The following is a 16,330-nucleotide window of genomic DNA, read 5'->3' as shown; positions in this document are numbered from 1 at the left end:
GCCGCCGCAGCACTGCCGCCCACGCGCCGCAGCACTGCCCGCCCGCGGCGGGCACCGCTGTCGGCCGCTAGGTGTGCCGCCCGCTGTTGACCCCGCCGGAGATGTCGGCGTTGGTCGCCTCCATGCTCGCCAGGAGCCGACCCAATTCGTGCAGGTCCTCCTGATAGCCCTGCGGCACCGCACCCAGCAGCCGGATGAGGTCCGCGCCGACCGACGCCTTCGGCAGGTTCGCCACGATCTCGTCGATGTCCGCGTACGGTTCCCCGACGAGTCCGGGATGGTCGGTGTCGCTGCGCCGAAGCGCCTGCTGCACCCGGTCCAGTTCCTCGGTAAACGGGTCGAAGTTCGGGTTGGTCAGCCGGCCGGTGTCCGCACCGATCAGCCCTTCGGCCGGGGGCATCAGTGGGATCCGGCCGGGGGTGCCGGCGTCGGCTCGTCGTCCGGCCCCGCCGTACGGAACATCTCGTCGAGCAGCTGGTCCATCGGCAGCGGGCCGTGTTCCGGGTCGACCCCGCCGGTCAGCAGGTCCATCATGGGCAGGCCGGCGGGGAGCAGCGACTCGAACGCGGCGACGGTACGGGCCATCGCCTCGCCCCGGGCCGCCTCGATCGTGTCGACCAGCAACTCCCCCAACTCCGGGCCAGCCATCGACCGGTACGCCGAGGTCGGAAACTTGATCGCCGTGACCGCTCCCCGGCTGTCGACGGTCACCGCCACCGCCCGGTTCTTCGCGGTGACCGTGCTGTAGACGGTGTGCAGGCCGCCCTGGATCTCGTCGATCGCGGCCTTCTGCCGTTCGAGTTCGGCGAGCGCCTGCTCGACCTGGTTGGACAACGGACTCGACATCTGTCCCCACCTCCGGTTGTCTCTGCGGTTCGTCTGCTGAGGGGCACCACGACGGTCGACCCGTCGTGCGGTGCCGACGGCGGTCAACCCCGGCCGCGTTCCTGCTCCCGGCCGTGCACCACCGGGCCGGCGGCGGGGGTCTGCTCCACCTGCACCGGTGTCGCCACCGGCCGCCGCCTCGGCGGGTCGGTCCGGCCCACCACGGCCGCCGTGCACGTCGGGTCGGCTCCCCATGCCTGCTCGTCCTCGGTCCGTCGGGTGGTGCGGCGGGCACCCGCGTCGCTGTCCCGACCACCAGGTGCGCCGATCGACGGCACGACGGGCGGCCCGAACGGCCGGCTGCCGAGCTGTCCTGGTACCGGGGATCCGCTGCCCGCCGTGCCCGACAACCCCGGGCCACCGGCCGCACCGGACGATCCGGCACCGCCGGGCAGCCCCGTGCCCGCGGGCGACCCGGCACCGCCGGGCAGCCCCGCGCCGCCGGCACCGCCGAGCGGGCCGGCGAGCAGGGCGGCGAGTTCCCGGCCGACGGCGGAGCCGCCGACGGCCGCCCGCGACGGCGGGGCGACCGGCCCGTCCGCCAGGTCACCGATGTCGACGCCGCCGGCCCAGTCACCCAGCGCGCCGCCGGAGCGGCGGTCGCCGTCCGGAGCGCCACCGCCGGCCCGTCCGCCGATCACCGGACCGACGCCGCCGGCCAGACCACCAACCCCGGCCAGCGCACCGCCGCCCCAGCCGCCCACGCCGGTACGCCCCAGGGCACCGACCGCGCCGACGACGTCGCCGGCCACACCGGAGGTGCCGAGGACGCTGAAGTCCGCGGAGCCGCCGGCCAGGCTCGTCGCACCGAGCGCCGACAGACCCGCCCCGCCGAACCCGCCCCCGCCCGACGCGCCGATCGCACCGATGGCTGCCGGGCCGCCGCCCAGAGCGGCGCCCGTCCCGCCGGCTCCCGAGAAGGAGAACGAGGACGACAGGTCCGGTACGCCGCCACCGGCCCCGTCGAATCCGACACCGCCGCCGGTCCCGTCGAATCCGGTGCCGCCGAACTGGGTGGTGGAGTGCACCTCGTTGGGAGGTGGACCGCCGGTGGGTCCGTCCGAGGTGCCCGGTGGTGGGGGCGGTTGGTCACCGCCGCCGGACGGCCCCGCGAACCGGTTGACGATCCCGCTGGTCTCCCGCAACGCGGTGACGAGCTGCGCCAACGCGTCGCGCATCGCCAGGTCGAGCCGGACGAGCTGGCGCAGCCAGGCGGTGCGCAGCAGCACGTCCAGAGCGGTCCAGCCGGCTGCGGTGGTCAGGTCGAACGTGCCGCTGACCAGCCCGGTGCCGTAGGTGTCCGGGATGGTGACCTGGACCGCGTTCAGGCTGCCCTGGTCGACCTGCGCGAGGATGCTGCGGACCGCGCTGAACAGCGCGGTCGGATGGTACGTGTTGAACCACTGGTGGGTGTGGTCGCTGAACTCCCGCCAGGCGTCGTTGATCCGCTCGCGGAACATCAGCAGGTCGTTCGACTGCCGGAAGACCCGGTCCGACCAGGCGTCGGCCTCGTTCGTGGCGTTCATGTCCCGGGTGAGCCGGTCGATGTCGGCGTGCAGCGTGGTCAGCGCCGCCACGAAGACCGCCGAGGCCGACCCCTCGAAGCCGGAACCGGCCCCGCTGATCCCGTCGCGCAGCACCCGCAGCTCCGCGGCGGTGGTGAGCAGCGTCTGCTCGACCCGCCAGAGCAGGTTGCCGGCGTCGGTGAAGCTGCGTTCGCTGAACCAGCCGTTGGTGCCGGCGTACAACCGGGTGAGGGCGTTGACGCTCGCCCGGTAGAAGCTGTCGAACGCGGTGGCCGGTGGCGGGCCGCCGGTCCCCTCCCAGAAGGTGACGTGGCCCCGCACGATCTCCCAGAGGTCCCGCTGCGGGTCGTCCACTCCGGGTCCGACCCGGCGGTAGCCCATCAGTTCACGGTCCCCGGGGTCGACCGTGGGGCGGGTGCCCCGGTCGAGCTCCTGGGTCCGTCGTTCGACGAACCGGACCCAGGAGACGCCGTGGCCGGCGACCAGGTTGCGGTCGATCAGGGTGCCGCTGCCCTGGTCGGTGCCGTCGCGGCCCTCGTTGAGGACGTCCTGGAGCATCCGTTCCCAGGTCCAGCCGGTGTACTCCGGGTTCGGGGCGGTCACCGCGCGGCCCGCCCGGGTCGCCGGTCAGCCACGGCGACGTCCCGTCGTACGGGTGGGGCCGGGCGTCTGGCCGGGTCGGCGCGGCGCGGCCGGCATCGTGGTGGCCGGTTCGCCGGCGTGCTCGGCCCGGCCGATGACGGCCATCCCGCACTCCGGGTCGGTGCCCCAGACGTCCTCTTCCTCTTCCAGCCAGGTCTTGCGCTCACGGTCCTTCTCCCCCTGTTGGCCGCCCCCGCCCATGCCACCCATGCCACCCATCGGGGGCATCATCGGGAAACCGCCGGCCGGCGAGGAGGTGGAGTCCGTGCCGCGCGCCCCGGTGCCGCCGGGTCCGCCGCCGGCCGGTTCGCCCAGCAATGCGGCCAGTTCGCTGCCGAGCGCCACCCCGCTGGTCGACGATTCGCCCGGTGAGCCGCCGCCCAGGTTGCCGATGTCGACGCCGTCCACGTCGGTCGGGAACAGCGCCGACGGGTTGGTCGTGTCGTCACCGGGGCCACCCGCCCCGCCGCCCCTGACCCCGCCCACGCCACCCGAACCGCCGGAGGAACCCAGGCTGCCCGCCCCACCCAGCACGGGGGGCAGGCCGGGAACGACGACACCGCCGCCCGGACCGGGACCACCGAGCCCACCACCGAGCCCACCACCGCTGCCGCCACCGGCCGAGCCGGAGCCCGTGCCCCCGCCGAGCAGGTCGTCCCAGTCGGCGCCGCCGAGCCCGCCGGCCGACCCACCGGCACCGAGGTCGCCGCCACCGAGTCCCAGGCCGCCCGCCCCGCCCCCGAGGCCCGACCCACCACCCAGGCCCAGATCGCCACCGAGACCGAGTCCGGACCCCCCGCCGAGGTCACCCCCACCCTTACCGAGGTCACCACCGCCACCGACGCCCAGGTCACCGCCGCCACCCATGCCCAGGTCACCACCACCGCCACCCATGCCGAGATCACCACCGCCACCCATGCCCAGGTCACCACCGCCACCCATGCCCAGGTCACCACCACCGCCCACGCCCAGGTCACCACCACCGCCCATGCCGGAGCCACCACCGCCGTTCAGGTCCGGACCGTTGAGGTCGGGGGTGCCGCCCGGCGGCGGGGTGGCGCCGGCGGTCGTCGGTGGGGGCGAGATGACGCTCACCAGATGGGTGACGGAGCGCAGCCGGGTGGTCAGCCGCGCCAGTTCGGTACGCATCGTGGCGTCCAGCTCCCGCAGCTGACCCAGCCAGGCCCCCTTGATCATGTTGTCGACGCTCTGCCAGCCGGCCTCGGTCATCAGGTTGAAGGTGCCGCTGTTCACCGTGCCGTTGCCGTACGCGTCCGGCAGGGTGATCGTGACCTGGCTGAAGTTGCCCGTCCTGACCTCGGTGACGATCTTCTTCAACGAGTCGATCAGCGTGGTCGGGTTGTAGCCGTTGAACCACTGGAACGTGTGGTCGCTGAACTCCCGGAACGAGCTGGCCATCTTGTTGCGGAAGGTGGTCATGTCGTCGACCACGTCGTCGACCTGGTCGGACCAGGCCCGGTCGGTGCTGTTGGCGTTCATGTCGACGGCGAGCCGGTGGACGTCGCGCCGCAGGTTCGCCACCGTGCCGATGAACACGCCGGAGGCGTTGCCCTGGAACCCGGAGGCGTCGTCGCCGACCCGGTCCAGGATGGTCTTCAGCTCCCGTTCCGTGCTGATCAGGCTGGTCTCCACGTCGTGCAGCATCTTGGCGGCGTCGGTGAAACTCTTCCAGCTGAACACCGGGTTGGTGCCGCTGGTCAGCCGCTGCAACGCCCCCTCGCTGGACTTGTAGAAGGTCTCGAAGGCGCCGCGCGGCGAGGGCGCCCCCTCGGTCTGCGAGTCGCTGAAGACGATCTTCACCTGGATGAACTGGGTCCGGGTGGTGTAGTGGGGTTGCCCGTCCCTCAGCGAGCCGACCGAGCTGATCCGGTAGAGGAAGAACTCGTTGCCGTCGAGCGAGTCGATCCGGTTGGTCACGTCACCGTCGCTGGGCGGCTGCGAGGACTCGGTCACGTCGTCCAGGTGGTCGACGAGACGCAGCCACCGCACGTCCGGGCCGGCCACCAGCTTGCGGTCCAGCATGGTGCCGCTGGTGCCGTCGGGGCCGTCCCGGCCCTCCCCCAGCACGTTCTGGAGCATCGACTCCCAGGTCCACTGGGCCATGTCCTGGTACGGAGCGGTCACCGGGTCACACCGTCGGGGTGGGGTTGGGCGGGGTGCCGGTGCCGCCGGTGCCGGGCAGGAACTCCAGGAACCGTTCGGCGGTGACCGCGTTGAGCGACTCGATGTACTCCGAGTTGGCCAGCAGCTCGGTCAGCCCGACGGCGAGGCCGTTCATCGTCGTCCGGTGGCTGGTCATCCGGGCCAGCAGCGTGTCACCGGTCTTGTTGAGCTGGTCACGGATGGTCTTGCCCGGCTCGAAGTTGTTCGTGCCGGCCGAGACGACCAGGTCGCGCAGCGTCTGCGAGACGTACTGGCCCTGCCCGGAGGTGGCGGTGTCGACCGCGTCCCGCAGGCTGTTGAGCTTCGCGATGAGCTGGTTGATGTACGGCTCGTCGATGACGATCGGCATCGGTTCCTCCGTTGGGTGAGGGTGGGCGGGCGGCCCGGACCGCCCGCCGCACCGGGGGTCAGACGTTGCCCTGGAACAGCGCGGCACCCCGCGCGTCGCCCAGCCGGTAGTTGTCGTGGATCTGGTCCAGCCGGGACGAGGCGTCGGCGAGCGCCTGACGCATCTCGTTGATCCCGGTGTTCCACTTCGCCTGCGCCGCCGTGAACGCCTCCCGGGTGTCACCGGAGTTGGCGTTGACGTACGTCTGGACGACGGTGTTGAGTTCGTCGATCGCGTTCTGGATGCTGGTGGTCACGCCCTGCAGCTCGGCCGAGCTGTCCAGCAGCCCGTTGGGGTTGAGTCCGTACGACGGCATGGATCGTCCTTTGTGAGGGTTCGGTCGGTGGTCAGGTCCAGCTCGCGGAGAGGGCGTTGTCCTGCTCCACCTGCGCGCTGGTCTGGTAGTGCGAGGTCATCGCGGTGTTCAGGTCGAGCAGCCCCTGCTTGACCTTGCTCAGCCCCTCCAGCCACTGCTGGATGGAGGTGGTGAAGGTCGTCTTCGCCTCCCCGCGCCACTGGGTGTCCAGGAAGCTGGACGTGTTGTCGACGGCGCGCTGCGCCGCGTCGCACTGCGCGTCGGTCTGGTTCATCGCCGAGATGGTGCTGCGGATCGTCTGCTCGTCTACCTCGTTGCCGAGTGGCATCGGCGCTCCTTCCGGTTCGGGCGGTCGCGGCGGTTCCGCGCCGCCGGCTGCGCTGGCCGGGCCGGTCTCATCCGACGACCCGGGCCGGGTCGAGGGCGGGACCGGTCGGCAGCAGGTCGATCAGTTCCGGGGCGACGACGGTCGCGGCGGCGGGGGGGTAACCCAGCCGCTCCGCCACCGCCGCACCGGCGAGCGGGTACTTCACCCCGGCGTCGGTCACCAGGTGGTAGCCGGTGCCGGGCTGCCCGGCGCGGCCGGCGACCACCAGTCCGCCGCGTCCGGGCGCGACCGCCACCGCGTCGGCGGTGTGCGCCGTCCGGGTCACCCCGACGCCGCCGCGCACGATGCCGGCCGCCGGCACCGGCCGGGCCGCCACGACCTGCGGTCGCCCGTCGGCACCGAACCGCAGGCACCAGGTGAGGCCGGCGGGACGGACGGCCGCCGTCGGGGCCACCGCCGGCAGCTCCCCGGCCAGCGGCGGTCGGGCCGCGAGCGGCAGCCGGGCCAGCGCCGCCGGGCTCAGCACGGTCGGGACCACCGCCCGACCGCCGTACCCGGCCACGGTCGCCGGGTCGGCGGCCAGCAGCGCGTACGCCAGCGGGGTCAACCGGGCCAGGCCGTCGCGACGCAGCAGGTAGTGCCGTTCCACCCCGTCCGCCGGCCGGGCGGTGAACAGCTGACCGATCCGGGTCGGCTGGCCGTCGACCATCGGCCCGGCCGTGCCGCGCCCCGGCACCGCCACCGGCCCCAGGTCCGCCCCGGCCGGGATCAGGTCCAACCAGGCCGCCGGTACGCTCACCGGCGGCCCGTCGTGACCGAGCACCGCCGGCAGCCACGGTGCGGTGAGCCGGAAGCGGTGACCGTTCCAGATCAGGTAACCGGCGGTCGGGTCAGCCGTCGGCCGGACCAGCACCGCCCGGTCGGCGGCCAACGGCGTCCCGTCGGTGGCCGGGGCGACGGCGAGGGTGAGCGCGGTCGTCTCGGTGCCGGCCAGGTCCGTGGCGCTGGGCGCGCACGCCGTCCACCGGGCACCGGCCAGGCCACCGGTCGGCAGCACGTCGGGGGCGCCGACGATGCCCAACGGCTGCCCGTGCGCCACCCCGCGCAGCGACTTCGCCGACACGGTGACCACGGCGAGTTCCTCGCCGAGCAGCAGCCGGGCCGAGGCGTAGTTGAGCACCGGGCGCAGCCGCCCGTCCAGATAGAGGTAGCGCGAGCCGGTCTCCTTCTCCACCACCAGCGACCCGGCCCTGCGCCAGGCGGTGGCCCCGCCGGGGGCGAAGAAGCCGTACAGGGTGAAGCCGCCCACCACCAGCGCGGCGACCAGGACCCCGGCGAGCAGGCCGACGGTGGTACGCCGGTGCGGCGTCTCCAGGCCGTCCGGCTCGCCGGCCACCAGCGCGGCGGTGAGCCGGCCGAGCAGATGGGACTGCGCCTGCACCTGGTCACGTCGGGACTGCACGACCTCAGCCCCCGATCGCCCGGAAGTAGTCGTACACGTGCAGGACGGCGAGCCCGATCGGCAGCAGCGCCACCGCCGCCGCGGTCAGCGTCAGGTCACCGACCCGCCCCCAGTACGGCGTCACCCGCCGCCCGGTGAGGCTGCGCCCGGCCAGCAGCAACGCCGGTACGGCGACCGGCAGCACCGCCAACGCCAGCACCCGCGCCAGCGGCCCCGCACCGGCCAGGGCGTCCACGGCGACCGCGACGAGCCCCACCAGCGCCGGCACCGCCTGGGTCAGCCGGTGCCAGGCGCTGGTCATCGGCCGGGCGTTGAGCGACCAGACCAGCGCGACCAGCACCACCAGGGTCACCTCCGCCCAGCCCGCCCGGTGCGCCACCGGCAGCAGCGCCACGGCGGTGGCCGTCGCCAGGCCGGCGTACAGGGCGGTCATCAGCCGGTCGACGACCCGCGCCCGGTCCATCAGCGGGCCGGCGGGTTCCGGGTCGATGTCCTCCTGGAGGTGCTCGGGTCGGGTCGGCAGCGGGGCGAGGCGCATCCCGGCCAGCCGGAACGCGAACAGGGGCACGGTCAGCACCAGTGCGGTCGCGGCCAGCGCCACCACCGCCCCGGACTGCGGCCCGGTCAGCCCGCCGACCGTGGCGGCGGCCCCGCCGAGCACCCCCAGCAGCAGCGCGACGGAGCCGGCGACGAAGAGCGGGGTGGCCGCGCCGAGCAGGCCGGCGGCGAGCACCGCCACCGCCGCCCCGGTGGCGGTCCCGCCGAGCACCTGCGGCCCGGTCGTCCCCGCGCCGACCGCCCCGCCGTCGCCGGGCAGCACCAGCCCGGCCAGGCCGGCGTAGCCGGTCGCGGCGACGGCCAGCAGCACGCCGAACCCCCGCTCGGCGGCGGCCCGGACCACGGCGGCCCCGCCGCCCAGCGCCACCGCCGCCACCGCCAGCGCCGCCACCGCCCGCAGCGGCACCGGGCCGGGCAGCGCCAGGGCTACCAGCCCGACGGCGAACAGCAGCCCGGCCAGCCCCAGCACCACCGGGCGGGCCAGCTCGGGACGCCACCGGCCGGGGCGGTCCCGCACCCCGGTCGCCATCCCGTCGACGAGGTCGTCGAAGTCGACCTCGGGCAGTTGGTCGGCGCGCGGACGCAGGTACACCAGGTCGCCGTCGTGCAGGTCGAGCGCGGCGACGCTGCTCTCCTCGTCCAGCGGGGCCGAGCCGGCACGTTGCAGGACCCAACCGCCGTGGCTCAACCCCGTGTCGGCCAGCCCGTCGCCGAGGTGGTGCAGCAGCGCCGGCAACAGGTCGGCGACGACCACCCCGACCGGCACGGCGACCTCGATCTGCCGGCTCGGTCCGCGTACGACCAGCCGGCACATCTGCTCGGTCTCGGTGCCTGTCACGGCCCCTTCAACGGCAACCGCCCGAGAACGTTCAACGGCCCGGCGGAATTTTCTTCGCCCGCCGACGGACCCCGGCCGGAAAGCGGGATCGACCCGGATCGGCCCGTGCTCCGTTGTGGAGGGGGGCCGACGGCCCGGGTGGAGGGAGACGAGCATGGGGACGGTGCTGTTCCGGCGGCCGGCACGACGCAGCGGGCCGGAGATGCCGACCGGGGAGTTGACCCTCCAGGAGCCGCCGGAGCTGAGCGAGCCGCAGCACAACGGTGCCCGGCAGGCGATGATGGTGCTGCCGATGGCGCTGATGACCGGCGTGATGATGCTGATGTTCATGGGTCCGTCGCGGGGGCCGTTGACCTGGGTGATGGCCGGCATGATGGCGGTCGCCATGGGCGGGGTGATGATCGGTTCGGTCATCGCCAGCGGTGGGGAACGCAAGCAGCGGCACGGCGGCGACCGCCGCGACTACCTGCGCTACCTCGCCCAGCACCGCCGTCGGGCCCGCCGGTTCGCCCAGGACCAGCGGGACTCCAGCCTGTGGCGGCACCCTGACCCGGCGTCGCTGTGGTCGCTGGCGATGACCACCCGCCGCTGGGAACGCCGCCCCACCCACCCGGACTTCCTGGAGATCCGGGTCGGCACCGGTGAGCAGCGGCTGGCGGTCCGGATCGCGCCGATGCAGACCAAACCGGTCGAGGACCTCGAACCGGTCGCCGCGAAGGCGCTGCGTCGGTTCATCCGGGCGTACAGCACCCTGCCGGACCAGCCGGTGGCGCTGTTCCTGCCGGGCTTCGCCGAGATCCGGGTGACCGGCGACCGGACGGCCGCGCGGGCGCTGCTGCGGGCCCTGCTCACCCAGCTCGGCGCGTTGCACGCGCCGGAGGAGGTCCGGGTGGCGCTCTGTGTCGACCCGGACGGGCTGGCGGCCTGGGAGTGGGTCAAGTGGCTGCCGCACGCCCAGCACCCCACCGAACAGGACGCCGCCGGGGCGGCGCGGCTGGCCGCCGACGGGATCGAACGCCTCGAACGGCTGCTCGGCGCGGAGTTCACCGGCCGTCCCCGGTACGAGCCCGGCACCATCCCCGACCGGGACGAGCCGTACGTGGTGGTGGTCCGCGACGGCGGCCGGGTGCCGGCCGGTCACCGGCTCACCACCGGCGGCTACCGCAACGCGGTCTTCGTCGACCTGGACGACCCGCCGGTCGCCACCGGGAAGGGCATCCTCAACCTGGAGGTCACCGACGGCACGCTGACCATGCTCGGGCGGGACCGGGTGGGCCAGGAGACCCGGCAGGTGCTCGCCGCACCGGACCTGCTCGGGCCGGCGGCGGCCCGTACGGTCGCCCGGCTGCTGTCGCCCTACCGGCTGGCGGTCAGCACCGAGCTGGCCCCCGAACCGATGAAGGCCGACTTCGACCTCGGCACCCTGCTGCGGGTGCCCGACCTGGAACGGTTGGAGCTGGCCGCGTTGCGCGACCGGCGCGGGCCGGACGAGCGGCTGCGGGTGCCGATCGGGGTGGACGCCACCGGTGCCCCGGTCGAGCTGGACATCAAGGAGTCCGCGCTGGGCGGGATGGGACCGCACGGCATGCTGATCGGCGCGACCGGCTCCGGCAAGAGCGAGCTGCTGCGGACGCTGGTGCTGGCGTTGGCCGTCACGCACTCCTCGGAGACGCTCAACCTGGTCCTGGTCGACTTCAAGGGCGGGGCGACCTTCCTCGGCCTGGACCGGCTGCCGCACACCTCTGCGGTGATCACCAACCTGGCCGACGAGGCGTCGCTGGTCGGCCGGATGCGCGACGCCCTGCACGGCGAGCTGGTCCGCCGGCAGGAGCTGCTGCGGGCCGCCGGTGGCTACAGCTCGGTGCTGGAGTACGAGAAGGCCCGGGCCGGCGGCGCCCCGCTGGACCCGCTGCCCACCCTCTTCGTGGTCGTCGACGAGTTCTCCGAGCTGCTCGCCGCGCACCGGGACTTCATCGACCTGTTCGTCATGATCGGGCGGCTCGGCCGGTCGCTGGCCGTGCACCTGCTGCTGGCCAGCCAGCGCGTCGACGACGGCCGGATCGGGCAGTTGGAGTCGCACCTGTCGTACCGGATCGGGTTGCGGACCTTCTCGGCGATGGAGTCCCGCTCGGTGATCGGGGTGCCCGACGCCTACGAGCTGCCGGCCGCCCCGGGCAACGGCTACCTGCGGATGGACGTCTCGACCCTGCTCCGGTTCAAGGCCGCGTACGTCTCCGGGGAGTACCGTCCCCGCCGGAGCCGGGTCCGCCAGGACGTGGTCCAGCGGCAGGTGGTGCCCTACCGGCTGGACCTCGTGCCGGTCGGCGCACCGGCCCTGCCGCCGGTGGACCCCGCGCCACCCGCCGACCCGGCCGAGCCGGAGCCGCCCGCCGCGCGCAGTGTCTTCTCGATCGTCACCGACCAGCTGGTCGACTCCGGGCCGCCGGCCCACCAGGTCTGGCTGCCGCCGCTGGCCGACTCCCCCACCCTGGACAGCCTGCTCACGGCGCTGACCCCGGATCCCGACCTCGGGCTGGTCGCCGCCGACTGGCCCGGCAACGGCCGGCTGGTCGTCCCGCTCGGCTTCATCGACAAGCCCTACGAGCAGCTGCGCGACCTGCTCACCGTGGACCTGTCCGGGGTGGGTGGACACATCGGCGTGGCGGGCGGCACCCGCAGCGGCAAGAGCACCCTGATCCGGACCCTGATCTGCGCGTTGGCGCTGACCCACCGGCCCACCGAGGTGCAGTTCTACTGCCTGGACTTCGGTGGCGGCACGCTGGGCACCGTCGCCGGGCTACCGCACGTGGGCAGTGTCGCCGGCCGGCTGGACACCGACCGGGTCGGCCGGACCGTCGCCGAGGTCACCGGCCTGATCAACCAGCGGGAGCGGCGCTTCACCGAGCAGGGCATCGACAGCATCCAGACCTACCGGCAGTGGCGGGCCGACGGCCGGATCGCCGACGACCCGTACGGCGACGTGTTCCTGGTGGTCGACGGCTGGTTCACGTTGCGGCAGGAGTTCGAGCCGCTGGAGGTGGCGCTGCGGCAGATCGCCGCCCGGGGGCTCAACTTCGGCGTCCACCTGATCGTCAGCGCGGCCCGCTGGTCGGAGGTGCACCACAGCATGCGTGACCAGCTCGGCATCAAGCTGGAGCTGCGCCTCGGCGACGCCGTGGACTCCGCCATCGACCTGCGGCTGGCGGCCACCGTGCCGCGTGCACCGGGGCACGGCCTCACCCCGGAGAAGCTGCACTTCCTGGGGGCGCTGCCGCGCATCGACGGCGTGCCGGATCCGGCGAGCACGGCCGAGGGTGCCCGGGAGCTGGCCGCCACGGTCGCCGAGTTCTGGCACGGACCGGTGGCCGCGCCGGTACGCACCCTGCCGGCGGTGCTGCCCGCCGCCGACCTGCCGCCCGCCGAGGGCGACCTGTGGGTGCCGCTCGGCCTGGACGAGTCCGACCTCAAGCCGTACTGGCACGACTTCGCGGAGCTGCCGCACCTGACCGCGCTCGGCGACAGCCAGAGCGGCAAGACCAACCTGCTGCGGCACCTGGCCCGCCTGATCGTCGGCCGGTTCACCCCGGCCGAGGCGCGCATCCTGATCGTCGACTACCGACGGCAGCTGTTCGACTCGGTGCCGGCCGAGTACCGCCTCGGCTACTCGGTCTCCACCGACTCCACCCGGGAGACCGTCGCCGACGCCGTGGTCGGCCTCAAGGGGCGGCTGCCGGGTAAGGAGATCAGCCCCGAGCAGTTACGCCGCCGCGACTGGTGGACCGGGCCCCGGCTGTTCGTGCTGGTCGACGACTTCGAGATGCTCGCCGGGCAGGACAACCCCCTGCAACCCCTCATCCCGTACGTGCCGCACGGGGTGGACATCGGGCTGCACGTGGTGGTGGTCCGGGGTACCGCGAACCTGATGCGGATGTCGATGGACCCGCTGCTGCGTCGCCTCCAGGAGGCCAGCAGCCCGGACCTCGCCCTGTCCTGCCCGCCGACCGAGGGGCCGTTGCTCGGCGGGGTGAAGGGCCGGCACCTGCCGCCCGGCCGGGCGATGGTGCTGACCCGGCGCGGGCACCGGATGATCCAGACCGGGTACGTCGAACCCGACCCGGGTGTCAGTTCCGTCGACGGCGACGCAGGCCGACGGTGAGGGCGGCGAGCGCGAGGATCGCCGCCAACGCGGCGACCGCGCCGGCCGGGCTCCGCCGCTGCACGGTGCTGGCGACGCCGGCCGACCGGGCGTTCACCGCCGCCGCCGGATTGATCATGCCCCAGCCGTACCACGGGTCGGGGCGGCCCGGGGAGACCGCCGCGGCCCCGTCCGCCGTGGCCCTGACCCGGGCCGCCGCCTCGACGGCGTCCAACCGGGGCTCGCTGGACCGGACCAGGGCGACCAGCCCGGCGACGAACGCCGCGGCGTAGTCCGCGCCCGTGCCCTGCACCTCCCCCGACCCGATCCCGACGCTCACCACGTCCACGCCCGGGGCCACCACGTCGACCTCTCCCGGGCGGTGCACCTCGGCCAGCCGGTCGTCCGGCCCGACGGCGCCGACCCGCAGCACCCCCGCCGGCAGGTCGGCACCCTTCACCGCGGTCGCCGCCCGCGCCGCCACCACCACGGTGGTGCCTCCGGCGACCGCCGTACGCAACGCCGTCACCACCCGGCTGTCGGTGGTGTCCACCGCAGCGCCGATCAGCGCGACCCCGGCCCGCGCCGCCGTCGCCGCCCGCAGCGCGGTCACCAGGTCGGTCGAGTCCGCCACCCCGGCGGACGTCCCGATCCGCACCGGCACGATGGTCGCCTCGGGGGCGAGGCCGACGAAGTCGGTGCCCCGCTGCGCGGTGGCGGCGACGATGCCGGCCATCGCCGTGCCGTGTCCGGTGCAGTCCCGGTCCCCCCGGGAACCGCCGCCGGCGTCGGCCGAGGCGTCCGCTCCGGGCCGTACCCGGCCGTCGAGGGCCGGCGGTGTGCCGTCCACCCCGGAGTCGATGACGGCGACCGCGACCCCCGCACCCCGGCCACGGGTCCAGGCCACCTCCGGGGTCAACCGCAGTTGCGCCCAGGGCACCCCGCCGATCCGCCGCTTCGGGGCGACCGTGCAGACCACGGCGCTGGCCGGCGGGCCGGTCGGCCGGGGACTGCTCGACGCCCTCGGCCGGGCCGGGGTGAACACCGGCAGCGGCCCGTAGCTGACCTCGGCGCCGACGGCGTCCCACGGCAGCACCAGGAGCCATCCCCGCCGCAGCACGGCCGGATCGGTGACCGGGACGCCGTCCGGCTGGACCCGTCCCTTGTTGAGGGTGAAGATCTCCAGGTACCGCTGCGCGTCACCGAGCACCCGCAGGGCGATCTCCCAGAGGTGCTCGACCCGGCCCTGCTCCGCGCCGACCACCACGTACTTCACGAACCCGGTCGGTGTGCCGCCCGCACCGGGCGCGGTCGCCGGGGCGACGGTGGGGGGCGTGGGCACGCCGGTGGCCACCGCCGGGGTCACCGCGACCACCGTCGACGCCAGGATGCCGAGCCAGCACAGCAGCAGAGCGGGCGAGAGTCGGGTCCGGCGGCGTCCGGTCGCCGGCAGCGGGCGGGACAGCGGTACCTCCCAGCGTCGTCGGGGTGCGCCCAGGCTACGGCGTCCCCGCTGCCGGCCCGGTGTCCGGTCGATTGCGATTCGGCCAACCGGACACCGGGGCGGCGAACCCGGGCTGAACAGATCGCCGGTCGCCGCCGTTGTAGGCACCGGCCGGGGCGGGCTCCGCCCGGCCCGGACGAAGGAGGAACCCGTGCACCTGCCGACCGGCACCACCGGTGCCAGGCGACGACCGGCCACCGGGCGCGACGCCGGCACCCACCGGGCGCGGCGCGGCCCGCTGGTGCTCACGGCGGCGCTGCTGGCCGCCCTCGCGCCGGCCGCCTCTCCCGCCGCCGGGGCGGCACCCCCCGGCGGGACACCGGACGCGCCGACGCCGTCCGCCGCCACCGCGTCCGGGAGGTACTACGTGGTGGGACCGCCGGTCGGCGGGCAGCGGGAGTACCTCTACCAGATCGCGGCCGGCACCCTCGGCGACGGGAACCGGTACCGGGAGATCTTCGTGCTGAACCAGGGCCGCCGCCAGCCCGACGGCGGACGGCTGACCGACCCGGTCGAGCTACGCCCCGGCTGGGTGCTGGCGCTGCCCCTCGACGCGCGCGGGCCGGGTGTCCGCACCGGACCGCTCCCGACCGGCGGGGCCGTCGGCGCACCGCCGGCCGCCGACGAACCGGGGCACCCGGAGCGCCTGGTCGGCGTCGCCGGGCTCGCCGCCGTCGCGCTGCTCGTCGCCACCCTGCTGCGCCGGCCGGCCCGGCGTCGCCGCGCGCTCCCGGCGGGCGCCACCCGGCTCGCCCTCGACGTGGGCCGCCCCGCGCCGCTGCTCCCGCCGACCCCGGTCCCGCCGCCGGTCCCGGCGCCACTGGTCCCGGCGCCACTGGTCCCGGCGCCACTGGTCCCGGCACCACTGGTCCCGGCACCACTGGTCCCGCCGACCCCGGTCCCGCCGCCCCCGGCTGCCGGGATCGACGGCGACCTCGACACCGAGGTGACCTCCGCCGCCGGCACGGTGGCGGTCCGGCTGCCGTCCACGGTGGCGTCCGGGGGCGGGCCGGCGTACCACGTCTGGCAGCTCCCGGCACAGCCCCCACCGCCGATGCGGCTCCCGGTCCGGCTGGGCCGGCGGCAGGGCTGGGCGCTCTGGGTCGACCTGGCCGGCACCCCGGACGTACTCACCGTGACCGGCCCGGCGGGGGCCGCCGGCCAGCAGGCCCGGACGATCGCCGAGCAGGTCCACGCCGCCGGGCACACGGTCATCGTCGTCGGTGACCTGTTCGGGGCGGACCTGCCCGCCGGATGGGTGCACCGGTCGGTCTTCCCCGCCGACGTGGCGGACCTGCCGGCCGGCCCCGGGGTGCTGTGCAGCGCCGCCCTGTCCGGTCCCGAGCTGGCCTTCGCCCGGCAGATCACCACCCTGACCGGTCACCGGCTGGTACCGGTCGTCGTCGGCCGGGCGATGCGGGCCTGGTGGTCGGTGACGGTCCGACCGGCCACCGGCGGCCCCGACGCCGAACTCGTCGACGCCGCCGCGCCGGGCGGCGGGTTCCCCGGCGACGGCGGTGAACCGTGACCGGCGTCGTCCCGTTGTGGGACGGGGGCGTCGCGC

Annotated in this window: 12 protein-coding genes; 2 read left to right on the top strand and 10 right to left on the bottom strand. The window is 74.9% G+C overall.

What is annotated here, in order from left to right; genetic code table 11:
• Positions 1–67: 67 nt before the first annotated feature.
• The 9 genes from O7625_RS19200 to eccD form a co-directional block, all read right to left on the bottom strand.
• Positions 68–400, bottom strand: coding sequence for a hypothetical protein (locus O7625_RS19200; RefSeq protein ID WP_282340340.1), 333 nt, complete (start codon positions 398–400; stop codon positions 68–70).
• Positions 400–846: a YbaB/EbfC family nucleoid-associated protein gene (locus tag O7625_RS19195; RefSeq protein WP_282340339.1), complete on the bottom strand. Its 447-nt coding sequence runs from the start codon at positions 844–846 to the stop codon at positions 400–402. The genes O7625_RS19200 and O7625_RS19195 overlap by 1 nt, the downstream gene beginning before the upstream one ends.
• Positions 847–929: 83 nt before the next feature.
• Positions 930–3,014, bottom strand: a complete 2,085-nt coding sequence (locus O7625_RS19190; RefSeq protein WP_282340338.1) for a hypothetical protein — start codon at positions 3,012–3,014, stop codon at positions 930–932.
• 24 nt (positions 3,015–3,038) lie between these two features.
• A complete protein-coding gene (locus O7625_RS19185; RefSeq protein WP_282340337.1) occupies positions 3,039–5,198 on the bottom strand; it encodes a hypothetical protein in 2,160 nt (719 codons plus the stop codon).
• A 4-nt stretch (positions 5,199–5,202) separates the two neighbouring features.
• Complete coding sequence (locus O7625_RS19180) at positions 5,203–5,586, bottom strand: hypothetical protein (protein ID WP_282340336.1); 384 nt, start codon at positions 5,584–5,586, stop codon at positions 5,203–5,205.
• 58 nt (positions 5,587–5,644) lie between these two features.
• Positions 5,645–5,941, bottom strand: coding sequence for a WXG100 family type VII secretion target (locus O7625_RS19175; RefSeq protein ID WP_282340335.1), 297 nt, complete (start codon positions 5,939–5,941; stop codon positions 5,645–5,647).
• A gap of 31 nt (positions 5,942–5,972) precedes the next feature.
• Entirely contained in the window at positions 5,973–6,269 is a 297-nt protein-coding gene (locus tag O7625_RS19170; protein WP_282340334.1) for a WXG100 family type VII secretion target, read from the bottom strand.
• A 67-nt stretch (positions 6,270–6,336) separates the two neighbouring features.
• Positions 6,337–7,731, bottom strand: a complete 1,395-nt coding sequence (gene eccB / locus O7625_RS19165) for a type VII secretion protein EccB (protein WP_282340333.1) — start codon at positions 7,729–7,731, stop codon at positions 6,337–6,339.
• Positions 7,732–7,735: 4 nt separating this feature from the next.
• Positions 7,736–9,127, bottom strand: a complete 1,392-nt coding sequence (eccD, locus tag O7625_RS19160) for a type VII secretion integral membrane protein EccD (protein WP_282340332.1) — start codon at positions 9,125–9,127, stop codon at positions 7,736–7,738.
• A 154-nt stretch (positions 9,128–9,281) separates the two neighbouring features.
• Between eccD and eccCa the strand changes: the two genes are divergently transcribed.
• On the top strand, positions 9,282–13,283 hold the full coding sequence (gene eccCa, locus O7625_RS19155) for a type VII secretion protein EccCa (RefSeq protein ID WP_282340331.1): 4,002 nt from the start codon (positions 9,282–9,284) through the stop codon (positions 13,281–13,283).
• On the opposite strand, the gene O7625_RS19150 is transcribed toward eccCa, so the two are convergent.
• Positions 13,249–14,628, bottom strand: a complete 1,380-nt coding sequence (locus tag O7625_RS19150) for a S8 family serine peptidase (protein ID WP_282340330.1) — start codon at positions 14,626–14,628, stop codon at positions 13,249–13,251. The two genes, eccCa and O7625_RS19150, sit on opposite strands and share 35 nt — an antisense overlap.
• A gap of 289 nt (positions 14,629–14,917) precedes the next feature.
• Between O7625_RS19150 and O7625_RS19145 the strand changes: the two genes are divergently transcribed.
• Entirely contained in the window at positions 14,918–16,294 is a 1,377-nt protein-coding gene (locus O7625_RS19145) for a hypothetical protein (protein ID WP_282340329.1), read from the top strand.
• Positions 16,295–16,330: the final 36 nt, after the last annotated feature.

It is taken from the genome of Micromonospora sp. WMMD714 (genome assembly GCF_029581315.1).
GTDB lineage: Bacteria > Actinomycetota > Actinomycetes > Mycobacteriales > Micromonosporaceae > Micromonospora > Micromonospora rifamycinica.
The sequence above is the reverse complement of the archived record's forward strand: the minus strand, read 5'-3'. Positions and strand labels throughout refer to the sequence as shown.